This is a genomic window from Arthrobacter sp. 7Tela_A1, from assembly GCF_049311065.1.
Classification (GTDB): Bacteria; Actinomycetota; Actinomycetes; order Actinomycetales; family Micrococcaceae; genus Arthrobacter_B.
Genome location: NZ_JAXIOO010000010.1, coordinates 77,222 through 94,567, shown reverse-complemented (window position 1 = coordinate 94,567; position 17,346 = coordinate 77,222). Strand labels below are relative to the sequence as shown.

Here is a 17,346-nt window from a genome sequence, read left to right as displayed (position 1 = left end):
CCTCCCGCCCGCCATTCCCTGATCCTCTCGGCCCACCAGCGCAGATCATCGTCCGAATAGGAACCGGCATACAGGGTCTGGTGGTCCGGTCCGTGGAGGCGGACGTAGACGAAATCGGCCGTGGCTTCGAGGACGCAGGGCAGCCGGGCCCCGCTCGTGACGCAATAGGCGGCGTTGTGCTTGGCCAGCAGGTCGAAGACCCCGGGCTGGTTCCACGTGTCATGCCGAAACTCGACGGCCACCCGTATCGGTTCAGGCAGCGCCGAGAGGACGGCGGCCAGCCGGGCGTCGTCGCGCTCCATATCCGGCGGCAGCTGCAGGAGCAGCACGCCGGCCTTGCTGCCAAGCTCTTTCCAGCATCGGGTGATGCGTCCGATCCAGGCCTCCGGTTCCCGCAGTTTTCGGGCGTGGGTGAGGCCGCGCGGTGCCTTCACCGAGAATTCGAAGTCCTGCGGCAGCCGGTCCCGGTAGCGGGCAAAAGCCTCCTCGCGCGGCCACCGGTAGAAGCTGCCGTTGAATTCCACCGTGTCAAAGCGCCCGGCATAGTACTCAAGCCACTTCCCAGCGGGCAGGCCGGCGGGATAGAGCTGCCGCCGCCAGTGGTTATAGGTCCAGCCCGAGGTCCCGATCCGTAGTCTGCTCACCGGACCCAAGGTACTCGGGGCACCCGGAAATCTCACCGATGGCCGTACCGCGGTGTCCGCTGCGGACGCACACTTGTACTATCCCGTGTCCCCTGAGCGAAAGGATCCGCTATGGCACAGCGAGAGAGCACAGGTTCCGGACGAGGAATCTATCTGCGCATGGTTCAGGACTTCAGGGCGGAACCGGCCGCGGTGTACCACGCCTGGACCGACTTCGCCCATGCCACAGACTGGTGGGGCCCGGAAGGGTTCATTGTCCCGGCGGACCGGGTCAGCGTGGACGACAGGGAAGGGGGCAGTTACAAGGCCTGCATGGTCAACACCGTCACGGGGGACGAACTGTGGTGGGGCGGAACCCTGGAACGGCTGGATCCGCCGGACCACCTTTCGATGACACAGCAGTGGGAACAGCCGGATGGAACTCCGGCCAGCAACGTCACCTTGATAACCGTGGACTTGGAACCGCGCGACGCCGGCACCCAGATGACGTTCCAACAGGGACCGTTTTCGAGCACCCGGGACAGGGACGGCCATGAAAGCGGTTGGAAGCAGTCATTCCACCGGCTCGCAGACTACCTCGCCCGCAACGCGTGAAATAACCCGCGGTCTTTCGCGGTTGCACCACTAGGTCCGCTGGTTCGGCATGCACCGTGGCCGGCGACAGGAAAAGACGTGCACAACGAAAGGCCAGTGTTCCATGACGTACCCGCTTTCCATCCTCGATTTCGCTTCCATTGACGAGGGCGGGACCGCCGCTGAGTCCTTCCGCGACAGCCTGGCGCTCGCCCGGCACGCTGAAGGACTGGGGTACCGGCGCATCTGGTACGCCGAGCACCACAACATGCCCACGATTGCCTCGTCGGCCACGAGCGTCCTGATCTCCTTCATTGGCGCCAACACGTCCTCCATCCGGCTGGGAGCCGGAGGCATCATGCTGCCCAACCATGCACCCCTGACCATCGCCGAGCAGTTCGGCACCCTCGAGTCCCTGTATCCCGGCCGAATCGACCTGGGCCTCGGCCGCGCCCCGGGCAGTGACCAGAAGACCCTGCGTGCACTGCGGCGGGATCCGATGTCCGCCGATTCCTTCCCCCAGGACGTCCAGGAACTGCAGGGCTACCTCACCGGCAATAGCCTGATTCCCGGTATCGACGCCATCCCCGGAAAGGGCACCAACGTGCCGCTGTACATCCTGGGATCGTCCCTGTTCGGTGCCCGGCTGGCTGCCGCCCTGGGCCTGCCGTACTCCTTCGCGTCACATTTCGCGCCGCAGGCCCTGCAGGATGCTGTCGCCCTCTACCGCAGGGAGTTCCGGCCCTCGGCCCAGCTGGCCGAGCCCTATGTCATCGCCGGGGTTAACGTCCTGGCGGCGGACACAGCGGAGGAAGCGCAGGAGATTTTCCTGCAGTCCCAGCGCCGCCGCGTGACCCAGTTACTGGGCAAGGACCGCACGTACACGGATGAGGAAGCGGACCTGGTGCTTGAATCCCCGGCCGGCCAGCACATCAAGATGATGGGCCACTACTCCGCCCTGGGCACCACAGCGGAGGTCCGTGAGTACCTCGACTGGTTCGCCGGCCATGCCGGTGCCGACGAGCTCATCGTTGCCACGCATGCCCCCACGCTCGAGCAGCGCCTGCGTTCGTTCACCCTGCTGTCCCAGGCCATGCAGCCGGTCCAGGCGTAGGCGGCTGCGGCCGGGCGTGGCCGTGGACCTATGCCAGAATCAAAACCATGACGACGTCTTCCCCTGCCATCCGCGTCAAGGTTCCCATGCGCTGGTCGGACATGGACGCCTACGGGCACGTAAACAACGTCGAGGTGCTCCGGATGCTGGAAGAGGCGCGGATCCTGGCTTTCGGACCGCCGGCCGGCACCGGAGCGCCCGGTGTCCGGCCGCCGGTGGCCCTGTTCGATTCCGTGCCGGGGCATGTCCAGTCCCTGGTCTCCGAACACAGGGTCAAGTACCTGGCGCCGCTGGAGTACCGTAACGTGCCCGCCGACGTCGACCTGTGGATCAGCTCGGTCAAAGGTGCAAGCCTTGCGATCTCCTACCGGGTTTCGGACCCGGTGACCGGCACGGCATGCATCAAGGCCGAAACAACCCTGGCCTTCGTGGACGCCGTTTCGGGGAGGCTGCTGCGGGTGAGCGAGGAGCAGCGGGTGCTGGTGCGGCCCCACTCCGGAGCGTCTGTCTTTTCCTGACGGCTGTCAGGCGCCACGGGGGCCGGACTATCATTCGGGAAAGCGGCCAACGAGGGCCAGCTGCCAACAGCACCGATTAACCGGGGGATCCGCCGCGCCCTTAAGGAGGCCCGTCGTGTGGAACAACCTGTGGACCAGCCTTGGCATCACCCCCGTTGACGCCTTGTGGGTCGTCATTTCATCCTTCGGGATCTACCTCGTCTTCTTCCTGATGGTCCGCGGCTTCGGCCAGCGGGCGCTGGCGAGCTGGTCCACGCTGGATAAAGCGATCGTGATAGCACTCGGTTCAGTGCTGGGGCGCGTCATCCTGGGTTACACGCCCACGCTCGCGGCCGGCATCATCGGCCTGGCGACGATGTTCGTGATGCTGCGGCTGGAGGGATACCTGCGGCGGAGCAAACGCGGGGCCTACCTCACCAGCAAGCCCATCCTGCTGATGGCGGGGGAGCAGGTCTTGGAAGGCGCGCTTGGCCGGGCCCGGATCCAGGACGATGAGCTCTACTTCAAGCTCCGCCAGGCCGGGATCCGCAACTTCTCGGAGGTGTCCCTGGTCATCCTGGAGCCCACGGGGGACGTGAGTGTGCTGCGGCGGGGGACACCGGTGGATCCTGTGCTGCTGCGCCGGATCGAGGACCGCGCCCTCATCCCCAAAGAGCTGCTCATGCCGGAATGATCACCGCGCAAGGGCCTTCCGCCGAGAGGCCAGTTGCGGCTCTGTCCAGCCGTGAAACCGGCCGCAACTGCCCTGTCGCGAGGGGGATGGGACCGCCTGGCGGAGGGGCGTGGTCGCGGACCGGCGAAAAGTAGTGTAGAGTCTTTCTCAGTTGTTGTGTTGCGCATTTTGTATTTCAAGCGGCGAAACCCAAACGGGCTAGCCGCTTTTCTGTAAAAGCGGTAAAGGAACACCGCGACTGAAACCTCCCGAAAGTCGGGAAGTGTTTCAATCCAGAAGGAATATTAAAATGGCTACAGGTACCGTGAAATGGTTCAACTCCGAAAAGGGCTTCGGCTTCATTGAGCCCGACGACGGCAGCGCCGACGTCTTCGCTCACTACTCCGCTATCAACTCCAGCGGCTACAAGTCCCTCGAAGAGAACCAGAAGGTCTCCTTCGACACCGAGCAGGGCCCCAAGGGTCCGCAGGCCACGAACATTCAGGGCCTCTAATTCCAGAAGCCTAGACGCCGCCGCTGAGGCAGGCATCTAAAGAGAAGAGCAGGGCGGGCAACCGTCCTGCTCTTCTCGTTTAACCCCTCCGCCGAGAGGCCAGTTACGGCTCATTTGAACGCTCAAACGAGCCGTAACTGGCCTCTCGATGGTTTTCGGCGGCGCCGAAGCGGAGGTCAGTCCTCCACGCGCACAGCCGTTTCGCGCAGGTACTGTTCCACGCGGGTGTAGGCGTCCTGGGTCAGGGCCCGCCAGAGCTGCAGCGCCAGCCGGGGCTCGTGTTCTTCCATGCGGCTGATTTCCTCCGCCGGCAGCCGCCAAAGAGTGACATCGCCGTCGGCTTTGACCGTGGTTTCCTGCCGTTTGTCTTCTCCCAGCGCCATTTCGCCGAAAGTCATCCCGGCGCCGAGCCGGTTCAGCTTGACCCGGTGGCCGCTCGGGCCCGGCATCAGCGTCTGGACGTGGCCGGAAGCGATGAAGTAGACGCCGCTGAAGCGCTGTCCGATCCTGCGGATCACGTCTCCATCCTGGTAGCTGAGCTCTTCCATTCGCCCGGCGAGGTTCTTCGCCGCCTGTGGATCGAGCGGCGACAGGGCGGGGGAGTCGGCCGGCAGAATACGTTCGGGCTGCACGAGGTCCGCACCGTAGCGGCGCAACAACTCCTCCTCGCACCACTCCACCGCGGCGGACCGGGTCCCGAAGGAGGCAACCGGCTGGCCCCCTTCCGCCAGTGCAGCCGGCACGTCGCCGGCCGTGTCCACTACGGCCAGCTGCCGCCCGGACTCTGCGAGCATGCTCGCAGCTTCACTGAACATGCGCAGGGCGACGCCCGAGACTTCATCGACACTGCGCAGGTCCAGGACCACCAGCACGACGTCGTCCTCCAGGGAGGCGAGTTCCCGTACCATGGCCTCGGCGCCGGCGAAGAGCAGGTCACCGTTGAGTTCCAGGATCCGGGCACGGTGGGCGTTGGCACGCAGGAGGGCCGCCGCGTCTTCGCTGCGGCGGATCCCTGAGGGGGTGGTGCCGATGTCGTAGGAACCGCGCAGGGCGGATTTGCCCGTGCGTCCGGCCCGGACGAAGTGCAGTTCAAGGTCGTGGGACAGCCGCTGGCTGACCGCCACGCCCCGGACGCTGCTTCCGTGCCCGTCCAACGGCGGGGAATAGACCGCCAGGCCGATTTGGCCCGGCAGTACGGCAATCGTTCCGCCCCCCACACCTGACTTGGCGGGCATGCCGACGCTGCTCATCCAGGAACCGGCATCGTCATACATGCCGCACGTGGCCATGACGGACAGGACACGTTCCACGGATGCGATATCCAGGACCTGGTCATTGGTGAGGGGGTTGCGTCCTGCGTTGGCCAGGGTAGCGGCCATCATGGCCAGATCGAGTGCGTTGACCATGACGGAGCACTGGCGGAAGTAGTCTTCGATCACCGGTGCGGGGTCTGATTCGATAATGTCGAAACTCCGCAGCAAATAGCCAAGGGCATGATTGCGGTGGCCGGACTTAAGTTCTGACTGGTATATGCGTTCGCTAACGGACAATTGACGTCCGGCAAAAGCCGAATATGTATTGAGGATCCGCTTGAACCGGGAATTGCCCCCCGCTCCGCGCACGAGGGATGTTGCGGTGAGGGCACCCGCATTGATCATGGCGTTCGCCGGCCGCCCTGTTCCCTCCGCCAGTGAAATCTCGTTGAAGGAGTCGCCGGAGGGCTCCACGTCGACTTTCGCGTCAACTTCCTCCATCCCGCGGTCAGCGAGGGCAAGACCGTAGGTAAAAGGTTTGGAGATCGACTGGATGCTGAACTCCTCCCTGGTGTCGCCGACCTCGTAGACATAGCCGTCAGCTGTCGCCAGGACGATTCCGAAGTGGTCCGGATCCACGTGCGCCATCGCGGGGATGGAGCTGTACGGCTGCCCGTCCTTGAGAGCGGCAATCTCGGCGTGGATACGTTGGAGGTAGTGCTCGATGGGGGATTCCATCCTTCCAGCCTAGGCGTTCGAAAACATCCGTGACGTAACCGTTACCTTCGTGTATGCTGGGCGCAGTTGTTGTGTTGGGCTTTTGTAATTGACGCGGCGGGACCCGAATCCAGGGTCAGCCGCTTTTTTTGTAAAACGCCTCATGGGACACTTCAACTGGAAACTCTCCGACGGTCGGAGAAGTTTCGTTTCAGAAGGATGATTAAAAATGGCAACAGGCACCGTGAAATGGTTCAACTCCGAAAAGGGCTTCGGCTTCATCGAGCCCGATGACGGCAGCGCCGATGTTTTCGCCCACTACTCCGCCATCAATGCGAGCGGCTACCGCTCACTCGAAGAGAACCAGAAGGTTAGCTTCGACACCGAGCAGGGCCCCAAGGGTCCCCAGGCGGTAAACATCCAGCCTGTCTAACAAGACTTCGGCCCTTCCACGGGCCAGCTGGACGCACAGATGCAGGACGGTTTCCGTCCTGCATCTGTTGCTTAAAGTCCGCGATCCGAACAGTCCTGAGGTTCCGGCCCCCAAAATCTGAGGCGCTTGTGGCCCATGGTGCTGGTGTGCGCTCCCCATCCACAGAATTCGGTCCAGTACAACCCCTTGTGAGAGAATTCAAGGTCCCGGGTGACCCCGGGCACACTGCCGAGGCTGATCTCCTGCCCGGCTCCTCGCACGATAGGACCCCTGGCCGATGGCTGAAAACACTCCCCGCGCGGATGCAGTACCGCATTCGGAGCGAATCGATGATGACGGCGGCAAAGCTGCCAAATGGAAAATTGTTGGCCCCGGACTCGTGGTTGCGGCCACGGGTGTTGGCGCAGCAGACATGGTTGCCACCCTGGTGGCAGGTTCGCGTTATGGCTACGGGCTGCTCTGGGCGGTCATCCTCGGCGTCATCCTGAAGATCATCCTCGTCGAGGGTGCCGGCCGTTTCACGCTCGCCACAGGCAAGACCATCTTCGAAGGCTGGCGCTCCCTGGGACGCTGGACCACCTGGTACTTCGGTCCCTACATCATGATTTGGGGCTTCGTCTACGGTGCGACGGCGATGTCCTCCGCGGCGCTTCCGCTCGCGGCGGTCTTCCCGTTCCTGCCGCTGTGGGCCTGGGCCATCGTCATGGGCCTCGCCGGCTTCGTGATGGTGTGGTTCGGCAAGTACGCCACCTTCGAGAAGATCACCGCCGTCCTGGTCGGCCTGATGTTCGTCACTGTTGTGGGCCTCGCCATCATCGCTACCCCCAACATTCCGGAGATGTTCAAGGGCCTGGTCCCGATGATCCCCGAAGGCGGCGTCGTTTACACCCTGGCCCTGGCCGGCGGCGTCGGCGGCACCATCACCCTCGCTGCTTACGGTTACTGGCTGCGTGAAAAGGGCTGGTACACGCCGAAGTGGATGAAGGTCATGCGCATCGACAATTCCATGGCGTACGTGATGACGGGCATCTTCGTCATCGCCATGCTCATTGTCGGAGCCGAGGTTGTCCGCACCGCAGGCATCACCCTCAGCGCCGGAGATAAGGGCCTGCTGGACCTCTACGACGTGCTGAAGCTGGAATACGGCGACTTTGTGGGCACCGGCTTCCTCGTCGGCTTCTGGGCTGCGTCATTCTCCTCCATTATTGGCGTCTGGAACGGCGTTTCGCTCATGTTCGCTGATTTCTGGGGCAACATGCGCGGCAAGGAATCCGGCCACCCGGATACCCGCGTAGGTGGCAAATACTTCAAGTTCTACGTCCTGTGGCTGACCTTCCCGCCGATGATCCTCTTCGCGCTGGGCCAGCCCATCGGCCTGATCCTGGCCTACGGCGTACTCGGCTCCCTGTTCATGCCGTTCCTGGCCGTCACGTTGCTGGGCCTGCTCAACGGCAAACGGATCCCGAAGGAATGGGCCAACCGCCTGCACACGAACATCGCCCTGGGAGCCACTGCCCTGCTGTTCATCGTCCTCGGTGTGCAGCAGGCATGGAAGGCTCTGGCCCCCGTTTTCGGCGGCTAGCAGCACCCTTCCGAGCCCTTCTGAACTGCCCTGCCGCACCCGATTGCGGCGGGGCAGTTTAGCGTATTACCAGGTGTTCCACGAGGGAAAAACCAGCTTCGGAAAGAAGTCGCCGGACCCCATCCCCGCGCCGAGAACCCTCCGCTACTCTTAAATGGCGAGAGAAGGTTCAGCATGGAAATCAGCGCAGCGGGTGGCCTGAATCGTCTGATTGCGGGCCGGTATCGACTCAACGAACCTATTGGCCGTGGCGGCATGGCCACCGTCTATCGAGGACAGGATGAGGCTCTCGGCCGCGGCATCGCAGTGAAGCTTTTCCGAGCGAGCGCTGTCGACCCCGACGACGTCGGGCGCCAGAATACCGAGACGCGCCTCCTGGCCTCACTCACCCATCCCGGACTCGTTACTCTGTTCGATGCAGGCAAGGATGATGCCGGACGCGACGACGGCAAGGCCGGCGAACCCCGGGCATTTCTGGTCATGGAACTCGTCGAGGGGCCGGACCTGCGTAAAAGGCTCCGGGAGGCTGCAATACCCGCAGCCGACGCCGCCTACATCGGAGCGGAACTGGCTGGCGCCCTGGCCTATATTCACGGCAAGGGCGTTGTCCACCGTGACGTGAAGCCGGCGAACATCCTGCTGCCACCGGGCGTCCCCGGTACGGCACCGCGCGCCAAGCTCACGGATTTTGGCATAGCACTCATGCTGGACGGTGCCCGGATGACGGCCACAGGTGCAACCCTCGGCACGGCCAACTACCTCAGCCCGGAGCAGGCGTCCGGCGCGTCTGCCCAGACGTCCTCGGACATCTATTCCCTGGGACTCGTGCTGCTGGAATCCGTCACCGGCCGCATCGAGTTTGGCGGCAGCCCTGTTGAAGCCGCCGTCGCCCGCCTCAGCCGCGATCCGGATATTCCAGGGAGCCTGGGTCCGCAGTGGCGATCGCTCCTCGGTTCAATGACGGCGCGTGATCCGAGGGACCGTCCTACCGCCGCGGAAGTCTCCGCGTTGCTGCTCGACTACCGTTCGGCAGGAGCACCATTCCAGCGCTCTTCGTCGTACCCGGTCGGCCTACCCGCCCAGGACGCAGCGGCGAGCATTGTCGACGGGGCTGTGCAGGGCACCTCCGAGCAGAGGGAGACGGGCGCTGTCGGGGATCGCAGACTGCACCCCCTCACGCCGCTGCCTGCCATTGAAAAGGCCGCCGCGGCTTATCTTGCCGGAGACGGCGGATTGCGGCATCCCGACGTCCACACACCTGCTGCTCCGCCCACGCCGCCTTCCATCGGCCGGGTTCCGGCTCCCGGAGCAGTTCGTACCCAGGAAAAACGGCATTCGCAGCGATCCTGGACCCGGGTACCGGGGAACGTTCCGGAGCTCGCGCTTCGCCTGCCCCAGGGAAGGGCCGTCATGGCCGGAAGGGCGTTGCTGGCCGTGCTGGTCATGACAGTGCTGACAGTGACGGTAGTGCTGGCGGCGAACCGGCTGAGCGCGTCCCAGGACGGACGCTTCGACCTCATTCCCGGGCAAGGTACCGGCTCCAGCGCAGAACCCGGCGGGGGCACGCCGTAGGCCGGGTTGTTTGCATGAGACGCCGCGTCTCGCATACTTAGAGGATGACTTTCCCGGCAATTGACCCAACCGAGCGCTGTCCCTGCCTGAGCGGGGATACCTACGAAGGTTGCTGCCGCCGTTTCCATGCCGGGACAGTTCCGGCTCCTACCGCGGAAGCGCTGATGCGTTCCCGGTATTCCGCCTTTGTGACCGGGGACGCCGGGTACCTGCTGCGCACCTGGCATCCCAGTGCGCGCCCTGCCCGCCTGGAACTGGAACCGGAGCGGACGTGGCGCAGGCTGGACATCCTTTCCACACAGGCCGGCGGGCCCTGGGACTCCACCGGCGTCGTCGCCTTCGAGGCCCATTACCGTGAGGACGGACTGGCCGGGGTGCAGGGCGAGCGCAGCAGCTTCATTCGCGAAGAAGGACGTTGGCTCTATGTGGACGGCGAGTAGGCCTTTGGCCTTCCCGATGAGGTAGCCCGGACCTAGGCTTAAAAGACGTTCGACGGCGGCCCGGACAGGGTCCTCTCCCGGGAAGCTCTCCCGGGAACAGGCAACTCAGCGCAGCGCCTGTCACGAGTCGGACCCTATGCAGACGAGGACACCATGAAAGCACTCGTTTATGAAGGACCCGGACAGAAGGCATGGAAAGACGTTCCGGATCCGACGATCCAGGATCCCCGCGACGTCATCGTCAAGATCGACACCACCACCATCTGCGGAACGGATCTGCACATCCTCAAGGGCGACGTTCCCGCTGTGGCTCCCGGCCGGATCCTGGGACATGAGGGCGTCGGAACCGTCACGGAAAAGGGTTCCAGCGTCAACTCCTTCAATGTGGGTGACAAGGTCATTCTGGCCTGCGTTTCAGCCGACGGTTCCTGCAGTTTCTGCAAGGACGGGCTGTACTCGCACTGTCTTGGCGATGAGGGCCAGGTCGGCATTGGCTGGATCTTCGGGCACCTGATCGACGGAACCCAGGCGGAGTACGTCCGCGTGCCCTACGCCGATACCTCCATGTATCTCCTCCCGGAGGGCGTCTCGGCGGAGCACGGTACCCTGCTGAGCGACATTTTCCCCACCGGTTTCGAGATGGGCGTGCAGTACGGCCGGACAAAGCCCGGCGACGTGGTGGCAGTCATCGGTGCCGGGCCGGTCGGGCTGGCGGTCATAGCTACGGCGGGGCTGTACGGTGCCGCGAAGATCATCGCCGTCGACCTGGACGCGAACCGCATCCAGCAGGCGCGGAAATTCGGTGCCACGCACGGCGTCAACTCCGGTGACGCGGACTGGAAAGAGCAGATCATGTCCCAGACTGACGGGTGGGGCGTGGACGTTGCCGTGGAGGCGGTGGGCATTCCGCGCACATTCGAGATGTGCACCGAGATTGTCCGTCCCGGCGGGAACGTGGCCAACGTGGGCGTGCACGGTGCTCCGGTCAGCTTGGACCTTCCCCGGCTGTGGATTGAGAACATCGACATCAGCATGGGCCTGGTCAATACCAATACCCTGTCCATGCTCCTGAAGCTGATTGCTGAAGGAAAGCTGCCGGCGGAACAGTTCATCAGCCACCGGTATGCGCTGCACGACATGATGACGGCGTATGACACGTTCTCCCGGGCTGCGGAGACCGATGCGCTGAAGGTGATGCTGCAGGCATAGCCATCTTGCCCGCGGTCCGGAAGTTTCGTCGGTTTCGGACCAGCAACAGGAACTGCGGCCGTGTTGCGGCCGCAGTTCCTGTTGTTTCATGACGCTTAGATGACGGAAGTATGTTTCGGGCCCGTTTCGAAGTTGTCCTATAGGCAAATCTTGATGTTTAGTGGTCACACTCGCGTCAAAGGGTGACGCGGCCATGTCTTTCCGCGTCCTTTCCGGCACGAACCAAGCGCGTGCCCCTTACTGAAACCGAGGCAGCATTGAGCGCGACCATTCCTCCCGTGACCCGCGTAGAGCAGCACGGAATCGAGCCGATTCCCGGGGCAGAACGAACGTCACGGCCGCTGGACCTGTTCCGCCTCTCCTTCGGAGGTGCGAACACCTTTGCCACAGTGGTCCTGGGATCCTTTCCCATCATCTTTGGATTGTCCTTCCGTGATGCCGCGCTCGCCACGCTTCTGGGAGTTGTCGCCGGAGCCCTGGTCCTGGCGCCAATGGCCGTCTTCGGTCCCACGAACGGAACCAACAATGCCGTCTCGTCATCAGCCCACCTCGGTGTCCACGGCCGCGTCGTCGGGTCTTTCCTCTCGCTGCTGACCGCTTTCGCGTTCTTTTCCATCTCTGTCTGGAGCTCCGGCGATGCGCTGGTTGGTGGAGCCAACCGATTGGTGGGACTGCCAAACAACGTGTTTACCCTCAGCGCGGCCTACGCGGTCTTCGCTGTCCTCATCCTGACCGTCTGCATTTACGGCTACCGGTTCATGCTGTGGGTCAACAAGATCGCCGTCGTAGCCGCCTCGGCGCTTTTCCTGCTCGGGATCTTCGCTTTTGCCGGTGCCTTCGACCCCTCCTACGCGGGAGTCTTTGGCCCCGGCGCTGACGCCGAGACCGCGGCGCTGTTCTGGCCGTCCTTCATCGGGGCAGCCCTCATCGCCATGTCCAACCCGATCTCCTTTGGCGCTTTCCTGGGTGACTGGTCCCGGTACATTCCCAAGGAAACGCCCAAGATCAAAGTCATGGGCGCGGCCTTTATGGCGCAGATGGCGACCCTGGTTCCGTTTTCCTTCGGGCTGGTCACGGCTTCCATCGTGGCTGTCCAGGCTCCGCTCTTCCTGGAGAACTCCGACTACGTGGGCGGCCTGCTGGAAATCGCACCGGCGTGGTACTTCCTGCCTGTCTGCCTGATCGCGCTCATCGGCGGTATGTCCACAGGAACCACAGCCCTGTACGGAACGGGCCTGGACTTCTCCTCGGTCTTTCCCCGGTTTTCCCGGGTGCAAGCCACGATTTTCATCGGCACGCTGGCCATTATGTTCATTTTCGTGGGCAGGTTCGCCTTCAACGTGGTGCAGAGCATCTCGACGTTCGCGGTCCTGATCATTACCTGCACCGCGCCGTGGATGATCATCATGATCATCGGTTTCGTGACCCGCCGGGGCTGGTACGACTCAGATTCCCTGCAGGTCTTCAACCGGCGGCAGGTCGGCGGGCTCTACTGGTTCAACAACGGATGGAACTGGCGGGCCATGGGGGTATGGGCAGTCTCCGCAGTTACCGGACTGATGTTCGTGAACCTGCCCGGGCAGTTCGTGGGTCCGCTGGGCAACCTGGCAGCCGGCGTCGATCTCAGCATCCCCGTTTCCCTGGGGCTGGCAGCAGCCCTGTATCTGCTGGTCCTGCTCATCTTCCCGGAGCCTGCTGACGCATTCGGGCCACAGGGACCCCGCTTCGTCCGGGCGGGTGCACCCCGGAACATCCCTATCACCGCTGACCGGGAACACACCCCTAACGCGGGATCCGTGGCATCGGAAACTGCACCAACCAACGCAGTCTAGGGACCCGGAGGGAGGAGCGAAGTACGGTTTTACCGCAGCAGCTCCTCCCTCCACTGAGCGTAATGCGGGGCAACTTCCCGGTCGGCCTCATGGGCTGATGCGGCAAGGGCACGCAGGACCGAACCCTCGGCAGCCAGTTCAAACCGGTGGGCGGAAACCGTCTGGTCCTGACGGCAGCGGTCCGAGGGCTCCACGGGGTCAGGTGACGCGGCCGCCGGACGCCAGCCCGCCGCCGTCGCGCTGGCCAGGACCTTGGAATCGCCGAGCACCCCCACGGAACGGTGCCGGACGCCGGCGAGGTCCAGGTCTTCGTAAAGGCTGTCCCCGGAGGGCCCTGTCAGCCGGGTGACGCTGCGCAGCGCTCCGCCCGGTTCGCCGGAGCGGCCCAGGACCAGGGTTTCCCGAAGCAGTACGCGGGAGCGCTCCGCGAAACGCACCCGGGTTTCCCGCTCTACGTTTGAGCCGCCGGCCACCACGAACGGCGCGCCGTCCCAGATCAAGGCGGCATCCTCCGCCACCACGGCATCCAGCGACCAGCGGGATGCACAGCCGTCGGCGTCGTAGGCCACCATTCCCGCGGGCTCAATGACTTCCAGGGTCACCCCGGATCCGACGTGCAGTTCGATCCGCACGTCGTCACCGCCGAGCAGCATCATGTGGATCCCGATCAGGGCCACCCGCAGGTGCAGCGGTCCCGCCGTTCCGGCCACCGGCCGCGGAGCCAGGTACAGGCCCTGGTCCAAGACGGAGAACCTCGCGCGGTCACCGGCGCGCTCGACGGCGATGCGGGTCGGCCGGGTACCGCCGGCCGGCGTGGTGGCGGGATGGGGATCAGTGCTGGTGGACGGCACCCGGTGCCTCATCATGGCTGTGAATGTAGCCGCCCTCTTCGTCCGCGTGGAAATGCGGTGCCATCGGTCCGGGATCCTGCGGAGTGTGCGCGCCGTCGCGGTGCCGGGCCACCATCCAGCGAACCCAGGTGCTGAGCTCGTCGATCGTTTCCTGCCGCTTGCGGGACAGCGCCAGAACGGGTCCGCCCTCACGTGCCGCAGTGGCATCGGCGACCATCTGCTCGACGTCGACGTCCACATGCGGGCCGAGGTCGATCTTGTTGATGACCAGCAGGTCCGCCCGGGCGATGCCCGGTCCCCCCTTGCGCGCCACGTCTCCGCCGCCGGCGACGTCCAGGACGAAGATCTGCGCGTCCACGAGGGCGGGGGAGAAGGTCGCGGTGAGGTTGTCCCCGCCGCTTTCGACCAGGACCAGGTCCAGCGGGGCGAAATCGGCTTCCAGATCTTCCACAGCCAGGAGGTTGGTCGTCACATCGTCACGGATGGCCGTATGGGGGCACGCCCCGGTTTCGACGGCGCGGATCCGTTCCGCGGGAAGCACACCGGCCGAGCGGAGGAAGCGCGCGTCCTCGTCGGTGTAGATGTCATTGGTAATCACGCCGATGTTCAGTTCCTGGGACATGGCCCGGCAGACCGTGGCGATCAGCGAGCTTTTGCCGGTTCCCACGGGACCGGCAACGCCGAGCCGGAGGGAACGGGTGGACGGGGGTGTGGTGTTCTCAGGCAACGAACAGCCTCCTTGTTCTTGTGGTGTGGTCTTCGGCCCAGTGCTCCATCCAGGGAGCGCTCAGTGCGGGAAGTTCCTCAAGGCCCCGGATGCCCCGGGCGGCTTCGGCGACGGCCTCGATGGTCTCTTCAGCGGCCAGGATCCACCCGGTCGCAGTCATGGGGTCAATGGGCAGGAGTTTCAGTGCCGCCGCAACAACTGACTGCGCGTCGTCGTAGCAGCAGAGCCGGGCCAGGGACGCTTCACCCATTCCGAGGGCAGCAGCGGTCACGCCCAGCGCCACCGGCCGCAGGGGCTTCCGTACCTCTGCTGCCAGGCGTTCGACGGCGGGGTCCGCGCCCTTGAGGGTTCCCGCCAGGCGCAGCATCCCGCGGCCGAGCCGCCGGGAGGCATCACGCTGGGCAGCGGACGGGGTCCGTGCATCCAGGGCGGCTTCAAGCTCGGGAAAGAAGCCGGCACCCGCTGAACCGGACTGGATCAGCCGTGCGTGGCGAAAAGCCAGGACGGTCGCGCAGGCCTCCATCTGCACCACTGTGTGCAGCCGCGAGAGCAGGTACGGGTACACGCCGTCGACCCCCAGCCCGGCCAGCACGGCAGGCTCCAGGCCCGCCGAATGCGAGTAGGCGCCGGAGGGCAGGCGGGAGTCCGCGAGCAGGAAACCGGCCAGCACCGAACCAGTGTCAGACATGGGACCGCCTAGAACAGGGTGTAGCGCTGGGTGAGGGGAAGCTCGGAGACCGGCGCCGGCTCAATGACCTGCCCGTCGATGCTGACCAAAAAGGTCTCCGGGTTGACCTGGATGTCAGGAAGGGCGGTGTTGTTCGGCAGGGAAGCCTTGGTGACGTTGCGGGTGGAACTGATGGCGGTCAGCGAACGGGTCAGTCCCAGTTTCCCGGCAAGCCCGTCCTGGAGTGCGTCGGGGGAAACAAACGACGTCGAGAGGTGGGGTGCGGAGGTAGCGGTGCCGGCGAGGGCTTCGCGCATCCAGACCGGCTGCGGGGTAGGCAGCGAAGCGTTCGGATCGCCCATCTGCCCGGCCACGATGGCACCGCCCTTGATCACGATCGAAGGGCGGATCCCGAAGAAGGCAGGGTTCCACAGCACCAGGTCCGCCATCTTGCCGACCTCGACTGAGCCAACCTCGGCGTCGATGCCGTGCGCCACGGCGGGGCAGATCGTGTACTTGGCAATGTAGCGGCGCACCCGCTCATTGTCTGCTGGCAGGGCGGATTCGGCGGCGCCCATGTAGTCCTTCATCACGTGGGCCACCTGCCATGTCCGGGTTATCGTCTCGCCGATGCGTCCCATGGCCTGGGCGTCTGAGGAGGTGATGGACATGGCACCGAGGTCCTGGAGGACGTCTTCGGCCATCATTGTGTTGGCGCGGATCCGCGACTCGGCAAAGGCAAGGTCTTCGGGGATGCGCGGATTCAGGTGGTGGCAGACCATGAGCATGTCCAGGTGCTCGGCCACGGTGTTAACCGTGAACGGCAACGTGGGGTTGGTCGACGCCGGCAGCACGTTGGCTGCGGCGGCCACGGTGATGATGTCCGGTGCATGCCCGCCGCCGGCTCCCTCAGCGTGGAACACATGGATGCCGCGGCCCTTGATGGCCGCGAGGGTGTCCTGGACGTAGCCTGCTTCGTTCAGTGAATCCGCGTGCAGCGCCACCTGCACGCCCCAGCGGTCGGCCGCCGTCAGTGCTGCATCGATGGCAGCTGGAGTAGAACCCCAGTCCTCATGGACCTTGTAACCTGCAGCGCCGGCGAGCGCCTGTTCTTCCAGCGCGGCCTGGCTGACGGTGTTTCCCTTGCCGTAAAGCAGGAAGTTCAGCGGCAGATGGTCCAGCGCCCGGTGCATCACCTGCAGGTTCCAGGCACCGGGAGTGACGGTGGTGGCCTTGGACCCTTCAGCGGGTCCGGTGCCGCCGCCGCCCACCGTAGTGATGCCGGAGGCAAGGGCCTCCCTCAGCGCGTCGGTTCCGAGCAGGTGCACGTGCGTATCAATGCCGCCCGCTGTCAGGATTTTGCCTTCGCCGGCTATCACCTCGGTGCCGGGCCCAATCACCAGCGCAGGGTCGATCCCGTCCATGATGTCCGGATTTCCGGATTTTCCGACCCCGGCGATCCGGCCGTCCTTGACCCCGACGTCGGCGCGGACGATCCCCCAGTGGTCCACGATCACGACGTTCGTGACGATCAGGTCCGGAGCACCTTCAGCGGACGTCCGGGTGGACTGCGCCATTGACTCCCGGATGTTCTTGCCGCCGCCGAACACCGATTCGTCGCCGCCAAACGTCAGGTCCTGCTCGGGGGAGATCCACAGGTCGGTATCGGCCAGCCGGATCTGGTCTCCGACGGTGGGTCCGTAAAGGTGGGCGTATTCGCGCCGGCTCACCTGCATGCCTGGGCTCCTTCGGAAGGGGTGCGGATCTGGAGTCCAGGCACAGCGGCAGCGCCGGCCAGCCGGACGAGCGTCACCTCGCGCGACGCCCCCGGTTCGAACCGGACAGCTGTTCCGGCGGGTACGCCCAGCCGGAATCCTTCGGAGGCGCTCCGGTCGAAGGAGAGCGATGAATTCACGTCAGCGAAGTGGAAGTGGGACCCGACCTGGATCGGACGGTCGCCGTCGTTCACCACTACCAGGGTCCGGGTTTCCCGGCCGGCGTTGATTTCCACGGTGCCTTCAGCGGTGCGCACTTCGCCGGGGATCAGG

Annotated in this window: 18 protein-coding genes; 11 read left to right on the top strand and 7 right to left on the bottom strand. The window is 64.6% G+C overall.

Annotated elements, in window-relative coordinates; all coding sequences use genetic code 11:
- The coding region (locus tag TVB01_RS06690) for a DUF72 domain-containing protein (RefSeq protein WP_422455096.1) at positions 1-644 on the bottom strand (644 nt) is incomplete at its 3' end.
- A 111-nt stretch (positions 645-755) separates the two neighbouring features.
- On the opposite strand from TVB01_RS06690, the gene TVB01_RS06685 reads away from it, so the two are divergent.
- The 5 genes from TVB01_RS06685 to TVB01_RS06665 all read left to right on the top strand — a co-directional run bounded on the left by TVB01_RS06685 (position 756) and on the right by TVB01_RS06665 (position 4,015).
- Positions 756-1,238 carry an SRPBCC family protein gene (locus tag TVB01_RS06685; RefSeq protein WP_422455094.1) on the top strand — a complete coding sequence of 161 codons (483 nt, stop codon included), beginning with the start codon at positions 756-758 and terminating at the stop codon, positions 1,236-1,238.
- Between the two features lie 103 nt (positions 1,239-1,341).
- Positions 1,342-2,331, top strand: a complete 990-nt coding sequence (locus TVB01_RS06680; protein ID WP_422455093.1) for an LLM class flavin-dependent oxidoreductase — start codon at positions 1,342-1,344, stop codon at positions 2,329-2,331.
- Positions 2,332-2,378: 47 nt separating this feature from the next.
- On the top strand, positions 2,379-2,849 hold the full coding sequence (locus TVB01_RS06675; RefSeq protein ID WP_422455092.1) for an acyl-CoA thioesterase: 471 nt from the start codon (positions 2,379-2,381) through the stop codon (positions 2,847-2,849).
- Positions 2,850-2,964: 115 nt separating this feature from the next.
- The gene (locus tag TVB01_RS06670; protein WP_422455091.1) at positions 2,965-3,522 is read left to right on the top strand and encodes a DUF421 domain-containing protein; all 558 of its coding nucleotides are present in this window, start codon (positions 2,965-2,967) and stop codon (positions 3,520-3,522) included.
- A 289-nt stretch (positions 3,523-3,811) separates the two neighbouring features.
- Positions 3,812-4,015 carry a cold-shock protein gene (locus TVB01_RS06665; protein WP_055240158.1) on the top strand — a complete coding sequence of 68 codons (204 nt, stop codon included), beginning with the start codon at positions 3,812-3,814 and terminating at the stop codon, positions 4,013-4,015.
- 176 nt (positions 4,016-4,191) lie between these two features.
- On the opposite strand, the gene glsA is transcribed toward TVB01_RS06665, so the two are convergent.
- A complete protein-coding gene (glsA, locus tag TVB01_RS06660) occupies positions 4,192-6,006 on the bottom strand; it encodes a glutaminase A (RefSeq protein ID WP_422455089.1) in 1,815 nt (604 codons plus the stop codon).
- A 208-nt stretch (positions 6,007-6,214) separates the two neighbouring features.
- On the opposite strand from glsA, the gene TVB01_RS06655 reads away from it, so the two are divergent.
- The 6 genes from TVB01_RS06655 to TVB01_RS06630 all read left to right on the top strand — a co-directional run bounded on the left by TVB01_RS06655 (position 6,215) and on the right by TVB01_RS06630 (position 13,053).
- Positions 6,215-6,418 (top strand): cold-shock protein, encoded by a 204-nt coding sequence (locus TVB01_RS06655; protein WP_055240160.1) that lies wholly within the window; start codon positions 6,215-6,217, stop codon positions 6,416-6,418.
- A gap of 277 nt (positions 6,419-6,695) precedes the next feature.
- Entirely contained in the window at positions 6,696-8,000 is a 1,305-nt protein-coding gene (locus tag TVB01_RS06650; protein WP_422455088.1) for an Nramp family divalent metal transporter, read from the top strand.
- A gap of 174 nt (positions 8,001-8,174) precedes the next feature.
- Positions 8,175-9,572, top strand: a complete 1,398-nt coding sequence (locus TVB01_RS06645) for a serine/threonine-protein kinase (protein ID WP_422455086.1) — start codon at positions 8,175-8,177, stop codon at positions 9,570-9,572.
- Between the two features lie 44 nt (positions 9,573-9,616).
- The gene (locus TVB01_RS06640) at positions 9,617-10,012 is read left to right on the top strand and encodes a YchJ family protein (protein ID WP_422455084.1); all 396 of its coding nucleotides are present in this window, start codon (positions 9,617-9,619) and stop codon (positions 10,010-10,012) included.
- A gap of 153 nt (positions 10,013-10,165) precedes the next feature.
- Positions 10,166-11,221 carry a zinc-dependent alcohol dehydrogenase family protein gene (locus TVB01_RS06635; RefSeq protein WP_422455082.1) on the top strand — a complete coding sequence of 352 codons (1,056 nt, stop codon included), beginning with the start codon at positions 10,166-10,168 and terminating at the stop codon, positions 11,219-11,221.
- Between the two features lie 230 nt (positions 11,222-11,451).
- Positions 11,452-13,053 (top strand): purine-cytosine permease family protein, encoded by a 1,602-nt coding sequence (locus TVB01_RS06630; RefSeq protein ID WP_422455080.1) that lies wholly within the window; start codon positions 11,452-11,454, stop codon positions 13,051-13,053.
- A 29-nt stretch (positions 13,054-13,082) separates the two neighbouring features.
- Here TVB01_RS06630 and TVB01_RS06625 read toward each other — a convergent pair whose 3' ends face one another.
- From TVB01_RS06625 to TVB01_RS06605, 5 genes are read right to left on the bottom strand one after another with little or no spacing between them, the layout of a single operon-like run.
- Entirely contained in the window at positions 13,083-13,919 is an 837-nt protein-coding gene (locus TVB01_RS06625) for an urease accessory protein UreD (protein ID WP_422455078.1), read from the bottom strand.
- On the bottom strand, positions 13,885-14,631 hold the full coding sequence (ureG, locus tag TVB01_RS06620; protein ID WP_422455076.1) for an urease accessory protein UreG: 747 nt from the start codon (positions 14,629-14,631) through the stop codon (positions 13,885-13,887). Before ureG ends, TVB01_RS06625 begins: the two co-directional genes overlap by 35 nt.
- Positions 14,624-15,319, bottom strand: coding sequence for an urease accessory protein UreF (locus TVB01_RS06615; RefSeq protein ID WP_422455074.1), 696 nt, complete (start codon positions 15,317-15,319; stop codon positions 14,624-14,626). The genes ureG and TVB01_RS06615 overlap by 8 nt, the downstream gene beginning before the upstream one ends.
- A gap of 8 nt (positions 15,320-15,327) precedes the next feature.
- Entirely contained in the window at positions 15,328-17,034 is a 1,707-nt protein-coding gene (locus tag TVB01_RS06610; protein ID WP_422455072.1) for an urease subunit alpha, read from the bottom strand.
- The gene (locus TVB01_RS06605; RefSeq protein WP_422455112.1) at positions 17,025-17,345 is read right to left on the bottom strand and encodes an urease subunit beta; all 321 of its coding nucleotides are present in this window, start codon (positions 17,343-17,345) and stop codon (positions 17,025-17,027) included. The genes TVB01_RS06610 and TVB01_RS06605 overlap by 10 nt, the downstream gene beginning before the upstream one ends.
- Position 17,346 lies beyond the last annotated feature (1 nt).